The organism is Actinoplanes solisilvae (genome assembly GCF_003999975.1).
GTDB lineage: Bacteria > Actinomycetota > Actinomycetes > Mycobacteriales > Micromonosporaceae > Actinoplanes > Actinoplanes solisilvae.
Genome location: NZ_RJAC01000001.1, coordinates 490604 through 510607 on the forward strand (window position 1 = coordinate 490604; position 20004 = coordinate 510607).

Annotated in this window: 20 protein-coding genes; 9 read left to right on the plus strand and 11 right to left on the minus strand. The window is 71.0% G+C overall.

The genetic code is table 11. The features are described from left to right. Window positions 1-11 precede the first annotated feature (11 nt). From EER30_RS02275 to EER30_RS02285, 3 genes are all read left to right on the plus strand, one after another. Window positions 12-191, plus strand: a complete 180-nt coding sequence (locus tag EER30_RS02275) for a DUF6104 family protein (RefSeq protein ID WP_127497752.1) — start codon at window positions 12-14, stop codon at window positions 189-191. Window positions 192-266: 75 nt separating this feature from the next. Beyond that, a complete protein-coding gene (gene pta, locus EER30_RS02280; RefSeq protein ID WP_205650086.1) occupies window positions 267-2354 on the plus strand; it encodes a phosphate acetyltransferase in 2088 nt (695 codons plus the stop codon). Then, a complete protein-coding gene (locus EER30_RS02285; RefSeq protein WP_127497756.1) occupies window positions 2351-3466 on the plus strand; it encodes an acetate/propionate family kinase in 1116 nt (371 codons plus the stop codon). Before pta ends, EER30_RS02285 begins: the two co-directional genes overlap by 4 nt. 61 nt (window positions 3467-3527) lie before the next feature. Here EER30_RS02285 and EER30_RS46870 read toward each other — a convergent pair whose 3' ends face one another. Next, window positions 3528-3692 (minus strand): hypothetical protein, encoded by a 165-nt coding sequence (locus EER30_RS46870; RefSeq protein WP_164842204.1) that lies wholly within the window; start codon window positions 3690-3692, stop codon window positions 3528-3530. A 296-nt stretch (window positions 3693-3988) separates the two neighbouring features. On the opposite strand from EER30_RS46870, the gene EER30_RS02290 reads away from it, so the two are divergent. Beyond that, entirely contained in the window at window positions 3989-4975 is a 987-nt protein-coding gene (locus EER30_RS02290; RefSeq protein WP_432417496.1) for an alpha/beta hydrolase family protein, read from the plus strand. 13 nt (window positions 4976-4988) lie between these two features. Here the strand turns inward: EER30_RS02290 and EER30_RS02295 are convergent, their stop codons facing one another. From EER30_RS02295 to EER30_RS02305, 3 genes are all read right to left on the minus strand, one after another. Next, a complete protein-coding gene (locus EER30_RS02295) occupies window positions 4989-5939 on the minus strand; it encodes a zinc-binding dehydrogenase (protein WP_127497759.1) in 951 nt (316 codons plus the stop codon). Window positions 5940-5993: 54 nt separating this feature from the next. Beyond that, window positions 5994-7244 (minus strand): NAD(P)-dependent malic enzyme, encoded by a 1251-nt coding sequence (locus EER30_RS02300; protein WP_127497761.1) that lies wholly within the window; start codon window positions 7242-7244, stop codon window positions 5994-5996. Between the two features lie 124 nt (window positions 7245-7368). Beyond that, a complete protein-coding gene (locus EER30_RS02305; RefSeq protein WP_255436346.1) occupies window positions 7369-7677 on the minus strand; it encodes a S26 family signal peptidase in 309 nt (102 codons plus the stop codon). 86 nt (window positions 7678-7763) lie between these two features. Between EER30_RS02305 and sodN the strand changes: the two genes are divergently transcribed. Next, on the plus strand, window positions 7764-8168 hold the full coding sequence (gene sodN / locus EER30_RS02310) for a superoxide dismutase, Ni (RefSeq protein ID WP_127497763.1): 405 nt from the start codon (window positions 7764-7766) through the stop codon (window positions 8166-8168). A gap of 73 nt (window positions 8169-8241) precedes the next feature. Beyond that, the gene (locus EER30_RS02315; protein WP_127497765.1) at window positions 8242-8655 is read left to right on the plus strand and encodes a trypco2 family protein; all 414 of its coding nucleotides are present in this window, start codon (window positions 8242-8244) and stop codon (window positions 8653-8655) included. Between the two features lie 3 nt (window positions 8656-8658). Here EER30_RS02315 and EER30_RS02320 read toward each other — a convergent pair whose 3' ends face one another. Together EER30_RS02320 and EER30_RS02325 are read right to left on the minus strand one after the other, a co-directional pair. Then, window positions 8659-9351 (minus strand): FadR/GntR family transcriptional regulator, encoded by a 693-nt coding sequence (locus tag EER30_RS02320; protein ID WP_127497767.1) that lies wholly within the window; start codon window positions 9349-9351, stop codon window positions 8659-8661. A 38-nt stretch (window positions 9352-9389) separates the two neighbouring features. Further along, complete coding sequence (locus tag EER30_RS02325; protein WP_240669712.1) at window positions 9390-9785, minus strand: hypothetical protein; 396 nt, start codon at window positions 9783-9785, stop codon at window positions 9390-9392. Between the two features lie 52 nt (window positions 9786-9837). Here EER30_RS02325 and EER30_RS02330 point away from each other — a divergent pair, with 52 nt between their 5' ends. Both EER30_RS02330 and EER30_RS02335 read left to right on the plus strand, forming a co-directional pair. After that, a complete protein-coding gene (locus tag EER30_RS02330; RefSeq protein ID WP_127497769.1) occupies window positions 9838-10788 on the plus strand; it encodes a diacylglycerol/lipid kinase family protein in 951 nt (316 codons plus the stop codon). A gap of 400 nt (window positions 10789-11188) precedes the next feature. Continuing rightward, entirely contained in the window at window positions 11189-11443 is a 255-nt protein-coding gene (locus EER30_RS02335; protein WP_093619131.1) for a WhiB family transcriptional regulator, read from the plus strand. 509 nt (window positions 11444-11952) lie between these two features. Here the strand turns inward: EER30_RS02335 and EER30_RS02340 are convergent. The 5 genes from EER30_RS02340 to EER30_RS02365 form a co-directional block, all read right to left on the minus strand. Next, the gene (locus EER30_RS02340; RefSeq protein WP_127497771.1) at window positions 11953-12780 is read right to left on the minus strand and encodes a sirohydrochlorin chelatase; all 828 of its coding nucleotides are present in this window, start codon (window positions 12778-12780) and stop codon (window positions 11953-11955) included. Continuing rightward, the gene (locus EER30_RS02345) at window positions 12762-13502 is read right to left on the minus strand and encodes a phosphoadenylyl-sulfate reductase (protein ID WP_127497773.1); all 741 of its coding nucleotides are present in this window, start codon (window positions 13500-13502) and stop codon (window positions 12762-12764) included. Before EER30_RS02345 ends, EER30_RS02340 begins: the two co-directional genes overlap by 19 nt. A gap of 196 nt (window positions 13503-13698) precedes the next feature. Next, entirely contained in the window at window positions 13699-15393 is a 1695-nt protein-coding gene (locus EER30_RS02355) for a nitrite/sulfite reductase (RefSeq protein ID WP_127497777.1), read from the minus strand. A gap of 316 nt (window positions 15394-15709) precedes the next feature. After that, window positions 15710-17257, minus strand: a complete 1548-nt coding sequence (locus tag EER30_RS02360; protein WP_127497779.1) for a sensor histidine kinase — start codon at window positions 17255-17257, stop codon at window positions 15710-15712. Window positions 17258-17284: 27 nt separating this feature from the next. Next, a complete protein-coding gene (locus EER30_RS02365) occupies window positions 17285-18322 on the minus strand; it encodes an SIS domain-containing protein (RefSeq protein ID WP_127497781.1) in 1038 nt (345 codons plus the stop codon). 164 nt (window positions 18323-18486) lie between these two features. Between EER30_RS02365 and EER30_RS02370 the strand changes: the two genes are divergently transcribed. Next, complete coding sequence (locus EER30_RS02370; protein WP_432417497.1) at window positions 18487-20004, plus strand: tetratricopeptide repeat protein; 1518 nt, start codon at window positions 18487-18489, stop codon at window positions 20002-20004.

A 20004-nucleotide genomic window follows, 5' to 3' on the forward strand; every position in this document is an offset into this window, starting at 1 on the left:
ACTATCCGAGCATGTACTTCACCGATCGTGGCATCGAGGAGCTCGTCGACCGGCGCGGCGAGGAAACCGTGACCCTGGAGTGGCTGGGCGATCAGCTGCGCAGCTTCGTCGACCAGAACCCCGAGTTCGAGACGCCGATCGAGCGCTTCGCGACCTGGCTGGCCCGGGGCGACGACGAGGACGAGGACTGAACTCTTTGTGACGTGGCTTGAGGTTATCCACAGTCGGGACCTTCGGCCCGGTTTCGGCACTCGGCGGCCGGTAGCTTGGACGTCGTGGCAAGAAGCGTTTATGTAGCTGGTCTCGGCCCCGGCGTCGGCAAGGGCACGGTCGCCCTGGGCCTGGTCGAGCTGCTGTCCCGTCAGGTCGCGCGCATCGGGGTGTTCCGGCCGCTGGTCGACGGCCCCGGCGACGATCCGCTGCTCACCCTGCTGACCAAGCGCTACCCGGTCGTCGCGCCCTACGCCGAGTCCTACGGCCTCACCACCGCCGAGGCCAGCGCGCTGGTCGCCGACGGCAAGTGGGAAGAGCTGATCTCGCGCATCGTCGAGCGCTACCGCGAGGTCGAGCGGCTCGCCGGGTCGGTCGTGGTGATCGGCAGCGACTTCACGGCCAACGCCACCGGCGAGCGCGACAAGATCCCCCGCGAGCTGGGCTTCAACGCCCGCCTGGCGACCGAGTTCAGCAGCGTCGTGATCCCGGTGATCAGCGGCGAGGGGCGTGGCCCCGACTCGCTGGCCGCCGCGGCCCGCAGTGCGTACCACTCGCTGGTCGATCTTGATGCCACCGTCGTCGCCGTCATCGCCAACCGGGTGGCCGAGGGCTTCGGGCCGCCGCCCGACGCCGGCCTGCCCGTGCCGATGTGGGCGATCCCCGAGATCCCCTCGATCGCCGCGCCCACCGTGGCCGAGGTGGCGGCCGCGCTCGACGCCGTGGTCATCTCGGGCGGCGAGGGCGCCCTCGACCGCGACGTGCTCGACTACGTGGTCGGCGCCGCCCACGTGCCCACCGTGCTGGAACACCTGACCGACGGCGCGCTCATGATCACGCCGGGCGACCGGGCCGACCTGCTGCTCGCGGCGAGCGCGGCCCACGCCGCCGGCAGCGTGACGCTGGCCGGCCTGGTGCTGACCCTGGGCACCCGGCCCGACCCGCGCGTGGTGCGGGTCATCGAGCGGCTGAACACCGGTCTGGCCATGCTGGTCGCCGACACCGACAGCTATCACACGATCGCCGCGGCCACCCACATCCAGGCGAGCCTCAGCGCGGGCACGCCCCGCAAGGTCGAGGCCGCGCTGGGCGCCTTCGAAGAGAATGTCGACACCGCCGAGCTGGCCCGGCTGCTCGACCTGGCCCGATCGAGCCGGGTCACGCCGCTGATGTTCGAGAACGACCTGATCGACCGGGCCCGCGCCGACCGGCGCCATCTCGTCCTGCCCGAGGGCACCGACGAGCGCATCCTGCGGGCCACCGAGACCCTGCTGCGCCGCGGCGTCGCCGACCTCACACTGCTCGGCGACCCGGCCGAGATCACCCGGCGGGCCCGCGAGCTGGGCGTCGAGATCGGCGCGGCCCGGCTCGTCGACCCCGAGACCAGCGAGTGGCGCGACCGGTTCGCCGAGCGCTACGCCGAGGTGCGCAAACACCGCGGCGTGACCCTCGACCTGGCCTACGACGTGGTCCGCGACGTCAACTACTTCGGCACGATGATGGTGGCCGAGGGCCTGGCCGACGGCATGGTCTCCGGCGCCAACCACACCACCGCGGCCACGATCCGGCCCGCCTTCGAGATCATCAAGACGGTGCCGGGGGTGTCGGTCGCCTCCAGCGTGTTCTTCATGCTGCTGGCCGACCGGGTGCTGGTCTACGGCGACTGCGCGGTCAACCCCGACCCCGACGCGGCCCAGCTCGCCGACATCGCACTCTCCTCGGCGGGCACGGCGGCCGCCTTCGGCCTCGAGACGCGGGTGGCCATGCTGTCCTATTCGACCGGCAGCTCCGGGGCGGGCGCCGACGTCGAAAAGGTCGCCGCGGCCACCGCACTGGTGCACGAGCGCCAGCCCGACCTGCCCGTCGAGGGGCCGATCCAATATGACGCGGCGATCGACCCCGCCGTCGCGGCGACCAAGCTGCCCGAGAGCACGGTGGCCGGCCGGGCGACGGTCTTCATCTTCCCCGACCTCAATACGGGCAACAACACCTACAAGGCCGTCCAGCGGTCGGCCGGCGCGGTCGCCGTCGGCCCGGTGATGCAGGGTCTGCGGCGGCCGGTCAACGACCTGTCCCGCGGGGCGACTGTCAAAGACATCGTCAACACGGTGGCGATCACGGCGATCCAGGCGGCCGCGCGATGAGCAGGGTGCTGGTTCTCAACAGCGGGTCGTCGTCGGTGAAATACCGGCTCTTCGACGGGGCCCAGACGCTGGCCAAGGGCCTGATCGAGCGGATCGGCGAGAGCGGCGGCGAGGTCCCCGATCACCGAGCCGCGCTGCAGGGCATCATGGACGAGATCGACCTCGCCGGGCTGGCCGCGGTGGGTCATCGGGTGGTGCACGGCGGCGCCGACTTCACCGCCCCCACGGTCATCGACGATCAGGTGGTCGCCCGGGTCGAGGCGCTCGTGCCACTCGCCCCGCTGCACAACCCGGCCGCGCTGACCGGCATCGAGGTCGCCCGCAAACTGCTGCCCGAGGTGCCCCAAGTGGCGGTCTTCGACACGGCCTTCCACGCCACGATCCCGCCCGAGGGCGTCGTCTGGGCGATCGACAAGTCGTTGGCCGAGCAGTGGCAGATCCGGCGGTACGGGTTCCACGGCACCTCGCACGCTTATGTCTCGCGCCGCACGGCCGAGGTGCTGGGCCGCGACCCGGCCGGCACCAACGTGATCACGCTGCACCTGGGCAACGGCGCGAGCGCGTGCGCGGTCCAAGGGGGTCGCAGCGTCGCCACCTCGATGGGCATGTCACCCCTGCCCGGCCTGGTGATGGGCACCCGCAGCGGCGACATCGACCCGACGGTCATCTTCCACCTGCACCGGGTCGCGGGCCTGCCGCTCGACGAGATCGAAGATTCGCTGACCCGCCACGCCGGGCTGCTCGGCCTCACCGGGGCGAACGACCTGCGCACAGTGCTCGAACGCCGCGCCGCCGGGGACGCCGACGCAACGCTGGCCTTCGACGTCTACTGCCGCCGCATCCGGGAATATGTGGGCGCCTACCTGGCTGTCCTGGGCCGGGTCGACGCGATCACGTTCACCGCGGGGGTCGGCGAGAACTCGCCCGCCGTGCGGGCCGCCTCGCTGTCGGGACTGGAACCGCTGGGCATCGCCGTCGACCCCGCCCGCAACGAGCGCCGCGAAGAGATCATCTCTCCGCCGGGAACGCGCATACCGGTCTGCGTCATTCCGACCGACGAGGAACTGGAGATCGCCGACCAGAGCCGGGAGGCGCTGTCACTCCCCCGCTGAGCGACGCCCCGCGGGACCCGGGACCGGCGCGGGATCGGGTACCGCGCCGGCGCGCGATGGGTCAGGCCACCAGCCAGATGATGAGGGCGAGCACGACCACGGCGACGGCGACGCCGCCGATGATCAGGGGGGTCTTGGACGCGGCGGCGGGCTCCTGAGGCGCGTCCTGGGAGAACGCCCGGAACGCCTCGGTGTTGCCGCTCGGGTCGACGCTGTTGTCAGACATGCGGAAGACCATAGCGAAACGATGCACGCAGGAACGACCCGCCGGTTTCCTCGGCCAGGCTCTCACCCGGCTCTTACCTGGACAAACGGCAATCGTCAGAGGATTTCACCCTATCGTGATCGCGGTTCGTGACCGGCGCACCACGATCCGACGTGGGCCTCGCAACCGCGTCACCTTCGCTCTTGCCTTCGCGGTGCGGACGTAGTCGGCGCGCGACGGCGGGCTGCGTGAGACGGCTGCGTGAGACGGCTGCGTGAGACGGCTGCGTGAGACGGCTGCGTGATCGGCGAAGCACAATGGGATGGGTGCATCGCCGTAGCGTCGCCTTCGCCCTTGCCGTCGCGGTCGTTCCGGCGACGCTGGTCGCTTGCTCGTCGGGTCCGGATCCGAGTCCGGCACCGCGCGCCACCGCCCTGCCGTCGGCCGCGGAGATCCCGGGCGGGCCGGGCGCCGCTTCCGGCGGATCGCCCGGGGGGCCGCCTGCCGCAGGCCCGCCGGCCACGGGCTCCGCCACTGCCGGGCCGCCGCGGGCCGGGGCGACCAGCGCACCCAAGCAGGCCTTCTCCGTCCAGACTCGCACGTTCAAGCTGCGGCGCGGGGCCGACCGGCCGCTGCCCACCACGGTCTGGCTGCCTCGGGGCGACGGCCCCTTCCCGATGATCCTTTTTAGTCATGGGCTCGGCGGCAAGCCCTCGGACTACCGCGAGCTGATCACCTCGTGGGCCCGGGCCGGGTTCGTCGTCGCGGCGCCGGCCTATCCGCACACCTCCGCCTCGGCCGCCGAGTTCAACGTGCTCGACGTGCTCAACCAGCCCGCCGACGCCAGCTACGTGATCACCGAGGTGCTCGGCGAGCTCGGTGCGAAGGTGGACGAGCAGCGGGTGGCGGCGGCGGGACACTCGGCCGGCGGGGTGACCACTCTCGGGCTGCTCAGCAACAGCCGGGACGAGCGGCTACGGGCCGGGGTCGTGCTCGCGGGCCGCCAGATCCTGCCGCAACCGTTCACCGGGCCCGAGACGCCGCTGCTCTTTGTCCACGGCCGCCGCGACCAGGTCGTTCCCTACGCCGACGGGCGGGCGGCGTTCGACGCGGTCGACTGGCCCAAGGCGTTTCTCAGCGTCACCGACGGCGGGCACGTCGCCTCCGGGCGGTCGCTCGACGTCATCGCCGCGACCAGCACCGACTTCTGGCGCTGGAGCCTCTACGGCGATGCCGCCGCCCGCGACCGCCTCGCCGACGACGCGGCCAAGGGCGGCCTGGCCGGCTTCACCGACCGGCTGTGAAAGCAGGCGGGTCTCAGTGCAGGAAGTCGATCGCCACCTTGCCGAAGATCTCGCCTGACTCCAGGCGGCCGAAGGCGTCGGCGATCGCGCTGAAGCCGTAGGTCGAGTCGATCACCGGGCGCACGTCCTTCTCGACCAGCAGGTTGAGCAGGGCGGCCAGCTCGGGGCCGGTGCCCATCGTGCTGCCGAGCAGGTCGAGCCGCATGGCGAACAGGCGGCGCAGGTCGACCGTGGCCAGATGCCCGCCGGTCGCTCCGCACACCACGATGCGGGCGCCGGGCGCGCTGCATTTCATCGAGTGGTCGAAGGTGGGGGCGCCGACCGATTCGATCACCACGTCGACGCGCTCGGGCAGGCGCGCCCCGGGTTCGACGGCGGTCGCGCCCAGTTCGGCGATGCGCTCCCGCTTGCCCGGGTCGCGGCTGGTGGCGTACACCCTCTTGCCCAGAGCGACCGCGAGCGCGACGGCCGCCGTGGCCACCCCGCCACCGGCGCCCTGCACGAGCACCGCGGAGCCCTCGTCGACCCGGCCACGCGTGGTCAGCATGTGAAAGGCCGTGAGCCACGCGGTGGGCAGGCAGGCGGCGTCGAGGAAGGAAAGGCCGGCCGGCTTGGGGATCAGATTCTGCGGCGGCACGGCGACGCGCTCGGCCAGCGTGCCCGGGTAGCGCTCGGAGAGCAGCGAATAGCCTCGCGGGTCGGCGCTGTCGGCGACAACCGGGTAGACCACGACCTCGTTGCCGTTCTCATCGATGCCGGCCGCGTCGCAGCCGAGGATCATCGGGAGCCGGTCGGCGGGCAGGCCCACGCCGCGCAGCGACCAGAGATCGTGCTGGTTGAGCGAGCCGGCCCGCACCTCGACCGTCGTCCAGCCGTCGGGCGGAGTGGGTTCGGGCAGGTCAGCCACGCGGAGAGCGGCGCGGGGGTTCGTCGGGTCGGCGGCTATGGCGTAGGCGGCGCGCATAGCCACTGACCATAGTGGCCACCGCGCCGGTGAGCGCGGTGGCCACGAAAAGGATCAGCGCGGCAAAGCGGCGGGGGCGGCGGGAGCGGCGGCGGGGCGGCGGGCCACGCCGTCGGCCTCGGCTGCGGCGGCGACCGCGGCCGCAACCGCCGGCGCCACCCGCGGGTCGAGCGGCGAGGGCACGATCGCGTCGGCGCTCAGGTCGTCCGAGACCACCTCGGCGATCGCCTCGGCCGCGGCGACCTTCATGCGCTCGGTGATCGTGCTGGCTCGCACGTCGAGCGCGCCCCGGAAGATGCCGGGGAAGGCGAGCACGTTGTTGATCTGGTTGGGGAAGTCGCTGCGGCCGGTGGCGACGATCGCCGCGTACTTGTGGGCGATCGCCGGTGCCACCTCGGGCGTCGGGTTGGCCATGGCGAAGATGATGCCGCCGGGGGCCATGCCCGCGACCGCGCTCTCCTCGATCAGCCCGCCGGAGACGCCGATCAGCACGTCCGCGCCGATCAGGGCTTCGGCGATCCCACCCGTACGCCCGGAAAGGTTGGTTGCCGCGGCCAGCGAAACCTTGGTCGGGGTGAGGTCGCCCCGCTCGGCGTGGATGATCCCCCGCGAGTCGCAGACGATGACGTTGGCGCCCTGAACGCCGGCCGCGATGAGCATGCCGGTGATCGCGACCCCGGCCGCGCCCGCGCCGCTGATCACCACGCGCAGGTCGCCCAGGCGGCGGCCGAGCAGCTTGGCCGCGTTGCGCAGGGCGGCCAGCGTGACCACCGCCGTACCGTGCTGGTCGTCGTGGAAGACCGGGATGTCGAGTTCGGCGTCGAGCCGGCGTTCGATCTCGAAGCAGCGGGGCGCGCTGATGTCCTCGAGGTTGATGCCGCCGAACGATGGCGCGATCGCCTTCACCGCGGCGATGATGCCCTCGACGTCCTGCGTGTCGAGGCAGATCGGGATGGAGTCGACCCCGCCGAACTGCTTGAAGAGGATCGCCTTGCCCTCCATGACCGGCATCGCGGCCTTGGGACCGATGTTGCCCAGCCCGAGCACCGCCGAGCCGTCGGTGACCACGGCGACCGTGTTGGCCGTCCAGGTGTAGTCGGAGTAGAGCGACTCGTCGGCCGCGATGGCCTCGCAGACCCGGGCGACGCCGGGCGTGTAGGCGAGCGAGAGGTGGTCGCGGCTGGCCAGCGGCACGGTCGCGCTGATCTCCATCTTGCCGCGTTTGTGCAGGTCGAAGACGGGATCGGCGGCGAGGGCGGGGTCGAGCTCGAAACTGAAGAAGGACACGGAGGCTCCAACCGGCATCGGGGACGAAGGTCGGCGAGTCGACCACGGCGGCTAGTGCGGCGCCGGGGCCGGAACGCGATGCGGGGGGATCACCCGTGAGGCAACGACCGCGGGCGCGAGTGTGCGCTGCGGTTGTCCGACATTAACCTAGACGACCGATCCGCGGGTAGTAACGGAACAACACCCGCCCGATGACATCGGCCACCCCGTACGCCCGGCTGTCGTCCTCGATCAGCGGGTTGTCGCCCTGGATCCACCAGCCGCCGCCGTCAGGACGGACCGCCCGCTTGACGACCAGCAGATCAGGCCGCGTACGAAACCTCGCGACCACGACGTCGCCGGCGCGGACGCGGACGCCGCGGCGCACGATCAACGCATCCCCGTCGCGCAGCACGGGAACCATGGAGGGACCTTTCACCAGCACCGCGAGCAGCGGTAGTTGCCATCTCACGGCATCAGTCCTCCGTCGCGTTAGGGGTCATCGCCGGGGGGTAGTGTCAACCACGGATCATCGCAAACCCGTATGGAGGAGTCCTGATGCGACTTCCGCGTTTCCTCACGCCTCGGACCGTGGTCAGCGCTCATTGCGACCTGCCCTGTGGCGTCTACGACCCGGCCCAGGCCCGGATCGAGGCCGAGTCGGTGAAGGCCATCGCCGAGAAGTACCAGGCGAACACCGACCCGGAATTCCGCACGCGCTGCATCATCATCAAGGAGCAGCGGGCCGAGTTGGTCAAGCACCACCTGTGGGTGCTGTGGACCGACTACTTCAAGCCCCCGCACTTCGAGAAGTACCCGAACCTGCACCAGCTCTTCAATGAGGCCACCAAGCTCGCCGGCGCCGCAGGTGTCAAGGGCTCGCTGGACCCGGCCGTGGCCGACCAGTTGCTCGGCAAGATCGAGGAGATCTCCAAGATCTTCTGGGAGACCAAGCAGGCCTGATACACGTGACTGACACGGCCGGTACGCCCCTGGGGTGTACCGGCTAGTCTGCCTTCGTTGGGAGGAGAAAACGGTGACGCAACTGACGGACACCCACCCCGATCCGGCCATCGGCGACGACGTCGTGTTGCTCACCGTGCCGGCCGACGGTGGTTACCTCGGCGTTCTGCGCACGGCGACAGCCGGTCTCGCCGCCCGGCTGCACTTCGCGCTCGACGAGATCGAAGACCTGCGCATCGCCGTCGACGAGGCCTGCGCGATGTTGCTCGCGATCGCCACCCGCGGCGCCGAGCTCGACTGCCGGTTCGCTGTCACCGAAGACGCGCTCACCGTCGAGGTCACCGTGACAACCGTGCGCGGCGCCAAGCTGCCGGCCGAGTCCTCCTTCGCGTGGAAGGTGCTGACCGCGCTCACCACGTCGGCCGCGGCCGAGGCGACGGGTCAGCGCGCGACGATCCGCCTCGTGACCCGGCGTACGGGCGCCTGACGCTCAGCGCACCGCCGTCGCCAGGTAGTCGAGGTGCCGGGCCGCGGCCAGCGTGGCCCCGTCGGCGTCCCGGATCATCAGGCAGTCGAGCAGCAGCCGGTGATCGGCGTCGATCTGCTCCCAGTAGCCGGCGGGCAGGTTCTCGGTGACGTCCTCGCCGAACTTCGCGTGGTAGAGCGGGCGGGCCACCAGCTCGAAGAGCGGGTTCATGGTCGCCTTGGCCACCGCCATGTGGAAAGCCGTGTGGGCCGCCAGTTTCGTGTCGAAGTCGTCGATCTCGGGGTCGAAGAGCGCGCCCCGGATCTCGAGGAGCTGATGCTCGTCGCGGCGCACGGCGGCCAGCCCGGCGGCCGGCACCTCGAGCGCCCGGCGCAGCTCGAGCAGGTCAGCCAGGCCGACGCCGTTCGAGTTGGTCAGCATCGTGAAGCCGGTGGTCAGGCCCTCGGATAGCTTCTCGGCGTCGGGGTGGGCGACGAAGCTGCCGCCGGTGACGCCCCGGGTCGTGACGATCAGGTGCTGGCTGGCCAGCAGGCGTAAGGCCTCGCGCACCGTGCTGCGGCTGACGCCGGTCTTGACGCACAACTCTGGCTCCGGCGGCAGTCGCTCGCCGGGCTGAAGCCGCCCCGAGGTGATGTCGGCCCGAAGCTCGTCGGCCAGTAGCTGGTAGGCGGGCGGGCGCACCGATGATCCGGTCACCTCACCAGGGTAGGCCCTGGCCCGCCGAATGAGGGCGGTTAATCGATGCCCAACGCTCTCGTACTCGGCGGCAGCACGATCAACAGGCCGACGAACAGGCCGTAGACCATCAGCAGGACGCCGAGCCAGACCGGGTCGACCTGCGCGAGCAATCCACCGGCGGCAATGGTGAACAGCTCGATGACGATCGCCGGGCCGCGGGCGCCACGCGCACGGCGGCCGAGCGCGCGGGCGACGAAGAACACGGCCGCCACGCCGATGGCCGCGAAGACGGTCAGGGCGACCGCCTGCCCGACGTTCGTCGCGGCGCTCGTCAGATCGAGGACGATCAGCCAGATCGTCAGGCCGGCCAGCGCCGCGCACTGCAGATAGAGCAGTCGCACCGCCCACATCAGGGTCGCGGGGTTGTCAACGACTGACTTGTCACCGGTCACTCCAGCACCATACCGACAGTCTTTTGGGCCGCTCTTGGGTACAGTGCCGCCCATGCGAGCGTTACTGCTGGTCAACCCCAAGGCTACGACCACCAGCGAGCGCAGCCGTGACGTCCTCGTCCGGGCCCTGCGCAGCGCGGTCGATCTGTCGGTGGAGTTCACCACCCGCCGCGGGCACGCCGCGACGCTGGCCCGCGCCGCCGCCGAGAGCGGGGTCGACGTGGTCGTCACCCTCGGCGGCGACGGCACGGTCAACGAGGCGGTCAACGGCCTGATGACGGCCGAGGCCGTGCTCGGCGGGCTGACCGGCCCCCGGGCCCAGGTGCTGCCGGCGCTCGCCGTGGTCCCCGGCGGATCGACAAACGTCTTCGCCCGGGCGCTGGGTCTGCCGCGCGACTGGGTCGAGGGCGTCAGCGTGATCCTCGACGGCCTGCGCGACGGGCGGCACCGCGTGATCGGTCTCGGCCGCGCCGACGACCGCTATTTCACCTTCGCCGCCGGCGTGGGCCTCGACGCCGCCGTCGTGCGCCGGGTCGAGCAGGCCCGCCTCCGCGGCCGCACCTCGACGCCCGGTCTCTACTTCCGCTCGATCGTCGGCCACCTGCTCACCGGGGAAGACCGCAAGAACCCACCACTGTCGATCGAGCGCCCCGGTGAGCCGCCCGAGGCCGAGCTGGGCACTGTGATCATTCAGAACACCGCGCCCTGGACCTATCTCGGCGACCGGCCGATACACCCGAACGCCGGCGCCTCGTTCGACCGCGGGCTCGACGTCATGGCGCTGCGTGGTCTCGCCGTCACGGGTACGACACGCACGATGGCCCAGCTCGCCACCCGCAAGAGCCAGCCGCACGGCAAGAACGTGCTGCACCTCCACGACCAGGACGAATTCACCGTCGTCGCCTCCCGCCCACAACCGTTCCAGTTGGACGGCGACTATCTGGGCGAGCGCCAGAAGGTGCACTTCGTGTCCGTTCCCGAAGCACTACGTGTGATCTGCTGACTACGGGGTAGCAAACCTCACGATCCGTTACAGAAACACGGTCAAAAGGTCGGCACTGGGGCGGGGACCGTACTACATTGATGGGAGCGGTCGTCAACCGGCTCTGACGGAAGCCTCAGATCCGGGCAAACTGGGCGTGAGCCAGCTCACCCGCTTGGAGAAACTTCCGGCGCTACCCTTGACATCGCGAGAGTTCGTGAAAGCATTCACAAGCGATAAGAAGTAACCGGTTGCTGGTTGCGCGCGTTCCTAATCCAGAAGCGCCGAACGGCTACTGCGAACACAAAAGCTTGCTGACGCACGGCGAGCGGAGGGTCTCACCCACCGACGCCGGCGCGCTCGCATAGGTAAACCAGTAACGCGATTCATTACCCCATCCGAAACAAGGAGTGTTGCCGCCATGGACTGGCGTCACGATGCGATCTGCCGCGACGAGGACCCGGAGCTGTTCTTCCCGATCGGGACGTCCGGCCCCGCGCTCCTGCAGGTCGAGCAGGCCAAGGCCGTGTGCCGGCGGTGTCCCGTGACCGAGGAATGCCTCTCGTGGGCACTCGAGTCCGGTCAGGATGCCGGCGTATGGGGCGGAATGAGCGAAGACGAGCGGCGCGCAGTCAAGCGTCGTGGCGGCCTCCGGGTCGGCGCTCCCACCGCCTGAACCAATCCCCTACAGCATTTACGCCCCGGGCCGATCGGCACCGGGGCGTCTTGCTGTTTCCGGTCGATTACTCAGCGCGTCGAATCCTGAGAAGAAGCTTCGGGGTTCGCCCAACGCGCTATTGCGATCACGGTGGGTTTCATCGAGATTCCGCGAAATGATCTCGAAATTGCGCGCGGCAACGAATGGTCCACATTCCCCTCACGAAGCGTCGAAGTCGGCGGAGCGCTCCCGCCGCACAACGGTCGGTAACGGTGAGTTGCTATTTAGGGTGCCCTCACCCATTCCCGGCTCAGAGCGTTCCGAGGCCGAAATCTCAGAACCGCGGACATACGCCATGTGGCGCGGGACACCCGAGCGCCGGCCTGTGGATAACTCGAACCCTGCCGGCTCCGAGCGGCGTAGGGTCGCCGCAACCCCGGGCGGGTGGGCCGATCCTGGTACACCGGCCTCGGCCACACTCAGGAGAGCTACACCGGCCGGCTGACGGTGAGTGGGCGAAGTTGGCTTCAGGCGGCAGCGGGCAGAGCGCGCCCCGTGGCGGCCAGCACGCGCGAGGCAACCAGGCGCACGAGTTCCGGGGCGTCGCCCAACGGGTCGGCGACCGTGACGGCGCCGGCCTCGCGGGCGGTGTGCACGGCGAGGTCGTAGAGGAAGCCGGGGGCGAGGAAATAGGCCGCCATTCCGACCCGGCGAGAGCCGGAAGCCCGCAGGAGGCCCACAGCGACGCCGGGGTCCGGCTGGGCGCCCGAGGCATAGGCCGCGACGCACGGGACGCCCAGGCGGGCGCTGAGGGCATCGGCAGCCCACGAGATCGTTTCCCGGGCGGCGGCGTCCCGCGTGCCGGCGGCGGCCAGCACGACAGCGTCCAGGCGGGCGCGATCCGGCCCGACGTGAGCCGCTCCGACGTGAGCCGGTCCGACGTGAGTCTCGCCGGCGGCGTCCAGGTGGCGTACGAGGCCGTCCAGGAGGGCGTCTGGCACCGCGCGGGTCGGGGCCAGGGGCGACGGGCCCAGGACGTCGGAGAGGCGTACGTCGATCGGCAGGGCGGCTGCCTCGGCGAGGACGGCCGGGATGTCGACGCGGCCGTGGTAGGCCTCGGTCAAAAGCAGCGGCACCACGACCGCGCGGCGGCCCGGCAGCGACGCCAGCACGTCCAGCGGACGGGGACCGGCGTGATCGAGGAACGACGCGTGCACGTCCCAGGCCGGTCGGGCCCGGCGTACGGCCCGGGCCAGGGCCTCGGTCGACGCGGCGGCGCGCGGGTCCCGGCTGCCGTGGGCCACGAGCACCACGGCGAGCCGGTCCGCCGAGCGGGTCAGACGTGCAGGCCGCATTCGGTCTTCTCGAACATCGCCCAGCGACCCGCCCGCGGGTCCTCCCCGGCCTTCGTGCGACGGGTGCACGGCCAGCAGCCGATCGACCCGTACCCCTTCTTGAACAGCTCGTTGACCGGCACGTTCCACCGGCTGATGTAGCGGTCCACGTCGGCCTGGGTCCAGGCCGCGATCGGGTTGACCTTGACCTTGCCCTTCTTGGCGTCGAACGCGACCACCGGCGTGTTGGCCCGGGTCGGCGACTCGTCGCGGCGCAGGCCGGTGGCCCAGGCGTCGTAGTCGGACAGTGCGCGTTCCAGCGGCTCGACCTTGCGCATGAAGCAGCACTCGTCGGGGCTGCGGGCGAACAGCCGCGGCCCGTACTCGCCGTCCTGCTGGCCGACCGTCATGCGCGGGCGGATCGAGCGGACGTTCACGTTCATCGTGGCGGCCACGGTGTCGCGGATCTTGAGCGTCTCGGGGAAGTGCAGACCGGTGTCGAGGAAAACCACGTCGACGCCGGGCGAGACCCGGGAGAAGAGGTGCGCGACCACGGCGTCGGCCATCGAGCTGGTGACGCAGAACCGCGCGCCGAAGGTGTCGGTCGCCCACTTGGCGATGACCTCGGCGGGCGCGCCCTCCAGTGCGCGAGCGGCCTCGACGGCGAGCGACTCGAAGCGAGAGGCCTGAGGCGACCCGCCCAGGTTGACGAGGTTGAGGGAGGTAGCGGCCACGATGGTCATCGGTTGACTCCTTTGGCTGAGCTGCCAAAACCGGCTTCGCCGGACTGCGCGGAAAACCGGTTCAAGATCCCGTTGAACTTGACCGTGAAAACTCGGGCGCAGGAGTGGCACTCCCACGCGCCGTGCGATGCCTCGTTGGGGTAAAGGTCCTCTTCGCCGCAGTAGGGGCAGTACAGGGGCGCGGATCGGGCGTCGCTCATTTGAGGAGCTCCTCGTCGGCGCGCAGCACCCAGTTGGCGAACGTCTCATCGGTCGACGAACGGCCGGCCAGGTAGTGGCGAGCGACCCTCTCGACGTACGCGGGAAGCTCTTCGGCCGTGGTCTTGAGGCCACGCAGTTTGCGCCCGAAGCCGGACGTCTGCCCCTGGGCCATGCCGAGACCGCCGCCGAGGTGCACCTGGAAACCCTCGACCTGCTCGCCGTGCGCGTTCATGACGAGCTGACCCTTGAGTCCGATGTCGGCGACCTGGGTGCGGGCGCAGGCGTTGGGGCAACCGTTGATGTGGATCGAGATCTCGGCGTCGAACTCCTTGAGCCGCTCCTCGAGCCGGGCCACCAGTTCCTCGCCGCGGGCCTTGGTCTCGACGATCGCGAGCTTGCAGTATTCGATGCCGGTGCAGGCCATCGTGCCCCGCCGCCACGACGAGGGCCGGGCCTCGAGCCCGATGCCGCGCATCCCGGTGATCAGCGATTCGACCTGGTCGTCGGCCACGTCAAGGACCAAGAGCTTCTGGTACGCGGTGAGGCGTACACGATCGGAGCCGTGCGCCTCGGCCACGTCGGCGAGCTGCGCGAGCTGGGTGCCGGACGACCGCCCGACCACCGGCGCCGCCCCGACGTAGTTGCGGCCGTCGATCTGCTTGTGGACACCGATGTGGTCGATCGGCTTGGCCGGCAGCTCGGGCGCGGGCCCGTCGACCAGCGCGCGACCGAGGTATTCCTTCTCGAGGATCTCGCGGAACTTGGCCACGCCCCAGTCGGCCAGCAGGAACTTGAGCCGGGCGCGGTGACGCAGACGCCGGTAGCCGTAGTCGCGGAAGATCCCGATCACGCCCTCCCAGACGTCCGGGATCTCCTCGATCGGCACCCACACGCCGAGCCGCTCGGCCAGGCGCGGGTTGGTGGACAGGCCGCCGCCGATCCACAGGTCGAAGCCGGGGCCGTGCTGCGGGTGGACCACGCCGACGAACGAGATGTCGTTGGTCTCGTACGGTCCGTCGGCCAGCCAGGAGATCTGCGACTTGAACTTGCGCGGCAGGTTGGAGTAGCGCGGGTCGCCGATGTAGCGCTTGAGGATCTCGTCGATCGCGGGCGTCCCGTCGAGCACCTCGTCGGCCGACACGCCGGCGACCGGCGAGCCGAGCACGACGCGCGGGCAGTCGCCGCAGGCCTCGGTGGTCTCCAGGCCGACGGCCTCGAGCCGGCGCCAGATCTCGGGCACGTCCTCGACCCGGATCCAGTGGAGCTGGATGTTCTGCCGGTCGGTGATGTCGGCCGAGTCGCGGCCGAACTCACGCGAGATCTCCGCGATCACGCGGAGCTGGGCCAGGTTGAGCGCGCCGCCGTCGACGCGTACGCGGAGCATGAAGTATTCGTCCTCGAGCTCGTGCGGCTCGAGCACGGCCGTGCGTCCGCCGTCGATCCCGGCCTTGCGCTGGGTGTAGAGCCCCCACCAGCGGAACCGGCCGCGCAGGTCCTGCGGGTCGATCGAGGCGAAGCCATTGTGCGCGTAGATGTTCTCGATGCGGGCGCGGACGTTGAGCGGGTTGTCGTCCTTCTTGATCCGCTCGTTGGGGTTGAGCGGCTCGCGGTGTCCGAGCGCCCACTGGCCCTCGCCACGCGCCTTGCGGGGGCGGGCGGGCGAGCTTGCGGGGGTGCTGCCAGGCGCCATGTCGGCGATCCTCCGGGCTAGTGGGCGCGATCAAACGCTCACGGCTCTTTGGAGGCTCGTGACTTCAGTGTCAGGAGTTAGCCGGCGCGTCTGGCGCCCGAAAAATAATCGGACGGCGTCAGGAAGCCGGACACATGGCGCTGCGGACGCGGCCGTAGTCAACGTGGCGGCGAGCCACGAAGCGGCGGTCAACTGCAGCGGTCATGTCGGCTAGCCTCTCACGCCCAGCCGATCTGGGCCAGTGCGGTCCAAATTCCGGGAGTGTGGCGCGAACCACTTCGCAAAGACCCTGCAACATCTTTCGGGTAAAAGGCGCTCACCGCTTGCCGAGCGGGACGACCAGCACGGCCTCGGTTCCACCGCCCGCACGGTTGCGCAGTTCGATGCTGCCACGCAGCTCGCCGGTGGCCAGCGCGCGCACGATCTGCAGGCCGAGGCGCTGGCTGTCGTCGGCGCGGAAGTCGGCTGGCAGGCCCTGCCCGTCGTCGGCCACCGTGACGTGCAGCTGTTTGCGGAAGCGGTGGGCCGAGACGACCACCTCGCCGCTCTCGCCCGGTTCGGGTTCGGGGGCGTCGTCGTCCTCGGGCACCGGGAAGCCGTGCTCCACCGCGTTGATCAGCAGCTCGTTGAGCACCATCACCAGGGACGTCGCGATCTCGGCCGGGAGCACTCCGAACGTGCCCTCGCGGCGCATCTTGACCGGCACGCTGGTCGCCGCCACCTCGGTCGCCGCGGTGGCCACCCGGTCGACGATGCCGTCGAACTCGACCGCCTCGTCGCTCGACATCGACAGCGTCTCGTGCACCAGCGCGATCGACGCGACCCGGCGCACCGATTCCTGCAACGCGTGGCGGGCCTCGGGCGCGTCGACGCGGCGGGCCTGCAGGCGCAGCAGCGCGGCCACGGTCTGCAGGTTGTTCTTGACCCGGTGGTGGATCTCGCGGATCGTCGCGTCCTTGGTCATCAGGGCGCGGTCGCGGCGGCGCACCTCGGTCACGTCGCGCACCAGCACGAGCGCGCCGATCGGCACCCCGGCCGGCAGCAGCGGCAGCGCCCGGATCAGCACGGTCGCGCCGCGAGCCTCCATCTCCTGGCGGGGCGGCGACTCGCCGCGCAGCGCCGAGAGGATGCGTTCGGCCGCGTCGTTGCCCTCGAGCGGGTCGGCCGCGAGCCGGCTGGTGAGCACCGAGAGCTCCTCGCCGACCAGGTGGGCGTTGAAGCCGAGACGCCGATAGGCCGACTGCGCGTTCGGGCTGGCGTAGGTGACCTTGCCGCCCGCGTCGAGCCGCACCAGGCCGTCGCCGACGCGGGGCGCCGAGGTGGTCTCACCCGGGTGGCGGGGCGGCGGGAAGGTGCCGTCGGAGACCATCTGGGCCAGGTCGTCGGCGGTGGTCAGATAGTTGAGCTCGAGCTGGCTCGGGGTGCGCGCGGTCGACAGGTTGGTGTCCCGGCCGATGACGGCGATGACCTCGCTGAACCCTTCCTCGCGGTCGTTCGGGTCGCGGAGGCGTACGGGAATGGCCTCGTGCCTCGCGGGGGTGTCGCCGTACCAGACCGGGTCGCCCTCGCGCCAGATGCGCTCCTGGGCGAAGGCGATGTCGAGGTGGGCCACCTCGGGACCACCGACGATCTTGCCGACCTGGTCGTCCTGGTAGGCCGTGGGCGCGGTCGTGGGCCGCACCTGGGCGACGCAGAGGTATTCGCGCGGCTGCCCGGCCTCGGCCTTCACCGGAACCCACATCAGCAGGTCGGCGAAGGAGAGGTCGGACAGCAACTGCCAATCACCGGCCAGCCGGTGCAGGTGGTCGATGTCGGCCGGTCCGAGGCCGGTGTGCTCCTCGGCCAGATCACGCAACGTTGACACGCGCCAAGCGTGCCACGCGAGTGTTTCCTAGAGCGTCGCCGTGACCTTCTTGAGCCCGCGAGGCGCGTCCGGGTCTTCCCCGCGGGCCAGCGCCAGGGCGAGCGCGAGCTTCTGCAGCGGCAGGATGTCGAGCAGTGCGCTGTAGCGCTCGTCGGTCACCGCGGGCACCGGCAGCCGCCCGGCCGCGCCGGGCACGTCGCTCGCGCCGATCGTCACCACGTCGGCCCGCCGCTCGCCGAGCCGGGTCACCACGTCACGCATCGAGCGGCCGCCCGGGCCGTCGCCCACCACGGCCAGCACCGGCACGTCGGGGTCGGTCATGGCCAGCGGCCCGTGCAGCAGGTCGGCGCCCGAGAACGAGAGCGCGGGCAGGTACGACGTCTCCATCAGCTTCAGGGCCGCCTCGCGAGCGGTCGGGTAGGCGTACCCCCGACCGGTCGTGACCATGCGGGAGGCGAACCGGTAGCGCTGCGCGAGGTCGTCGGCCGTCCGGTCCGCCAGTGCCTCCTCGGCGAGCTGGGGCAGCTTGTCGAGCGCGGCCCGCTCCTCAGCCGGCAGCGCGCCGTCGCCGGCCCGGATGCCCTCGATCAGCAGCAGAAGGGCGAGAAGTTCGGCCGTGTACGTCTTGGTGGCCGCGACCGCCCGTTCATGACCGGCCGCCACGTCGATCGACAGCTCGGCCGCCCGGGCGAGCGGCGACTCGGGATTGTTGGTGACCGCGAGGGTCAGCCCGCCGGTCTCACGCGCCACCTGGAGCACGCCGGAGAGGTCGGGCGACCCGCCGCTCTGGCTCACGCCGATCACGAGGGTGCCGGTGAAGTCGGGCCGCGCGCCGAAGAGCGTGATCGCGCTGGGTGAGGCGCTGGCGACCGGCAGGCCCAGCCGGATCTCGGTCAGGTAGGCGCCGTAGAGGGCGGCGTGGTCGGAGGTGCCACGGCCCACGAAAACGACGTTGCGGGGGCGTCGCTGGGCCACCTCGGCGGCCACTTCCGCGATCGCGCCGGTGTGTTCGCCGTCGAGCAATCGAGCGAATCCACCCGGTTGTTCCGCGATGTCCGCTGCCATCCCCTGGCCTAGCTGTGCCACAGGTTCCTCCCCTGATGAGCGACTTCCCGCGCGATTCCTGCGCGGTCTTGCAAGAAACAGCTTATAGAGTCGATGTTTCGAGCAGCAATGCGCAGACGGCCTCCTACTGACATCAAGAGTTCTTTCCCCTACTGTCTTGCATCGTGGAATTACGCCGCGCCGCCGACCGCGCCCTCGAACAGGCGAGATCGGCCCTGGCGTCAGACGAACCGGAAAAGGCCGCCGAACACATCGCGGGCGCGCTGTCCCACGCCCCCACCCTGCCCGAGGTTCACGAGATCCTGGGCCGCCTCGCGGCCCGGCCCGACGGCGGCCTCGACCTGTTCAAGGCCGGTCCGCACACGTCGCCCGGCAAGCTGGCCGCGCGGGCCCACCTGCTCGCCGCGGCCGGCCGCCCCGAGGACGGTCTGCCCCTTCTGATCGCCGCCAGCGGGCAGTCGCCCGCCGCCGACTGGGCCGGCGTCCCCTGGGTCGCCGAGCCGACCTTGGGCGTACGCATCGAGCCCGGTCTGCTGGCCCAGGTGCTCATGCGGCTCTGCACGCGGGTGCCCGAACCCGCGCCGCCCACCCTGCGTCCCTACCTGACCGTCGTGCGGCACGCGCTGTCGGCCTATCCCGAGCACGCCATGCTGCTCGGCGCCGGCTCGGCCCTGGCCCGGCGCGTCGGCGAGCACGAACTGGCCGTCGACTGGGCCTCCCGCGGCGCTCGCGTCCGGCCGTCCAAGCTCGGTGAGATCTGGCTCGGGTACGCCTACCGTAGCGCCGGTCGCCTCCCCGAGGCGCTCGCGGCCCTGCGCCGCGCGGTCGCCCACGACCCCGACGACCTCTCCGTGTACGCCGACATCGCCGGCACCCTGGCTGACAACGACCGCCTCGACGACGCCCTGAGCTGGGTCGATCGCGCCCTCGAACGCGACCCCGACTACGACTGCGCCGTGCACACCGCGCACCGGCTGCGGCACCGCGCCGACGGCGACCTGATGCACCTGGTACGGCTGGCCGACTACATCCGCGACCACCCCGACGAGTCGCACGAGCACACCGACCTCGCCGACTGCTGCCGCGAGACGTCCTGGCTCAGCGGTGCCCCCGCGGCCGCGCCACTGCCCCGCGGCAACGCACCGGCCTCGGCCGAACCCTCCGAGGAGGCAGTTCGCCGCCTGCGACAGGTGGCCGCACTCTCGTGGGCGCACCCGCCCGCGGCCTACGACGCGGCCGTGCCACTGATCCTGCTCTCCCCGGCCGACCTGATGGCGCTGCTGGCCCACCCGCCGGCCGACGTGGCCGCCCCGGAGATCTGGGCCTGCCTCGGCCTGCTGCACCACCGGCCCGAGGAGGCGTGGCTCGACTCGGAACGGCGCCGAACGCTCGTCGGGCTGGCCGACGGCGGGCTCGATCGGGTGACCGAGGCGGCGTTGTTCGCGCTGATCGTGGCGGCCTGGGTCGACCCGGCGGCGCGTACCGACGTGGCCGCGGTGGTCACCGCCCGGATCACCGAGATGGCCACGCGGCCCGGGGCACGCTCGTTCGCCGAGCTGGCCCTGGCCACGCCCGACCTCGACCAGTCGACCCGGCAGCTCGCCACGGCGATGACCCGGACGCCGGCCGTGCCCCGCCAGCGCGGCCGCAGCCGGCTGCTGCTGCGCTGGCGGCGCGACTAG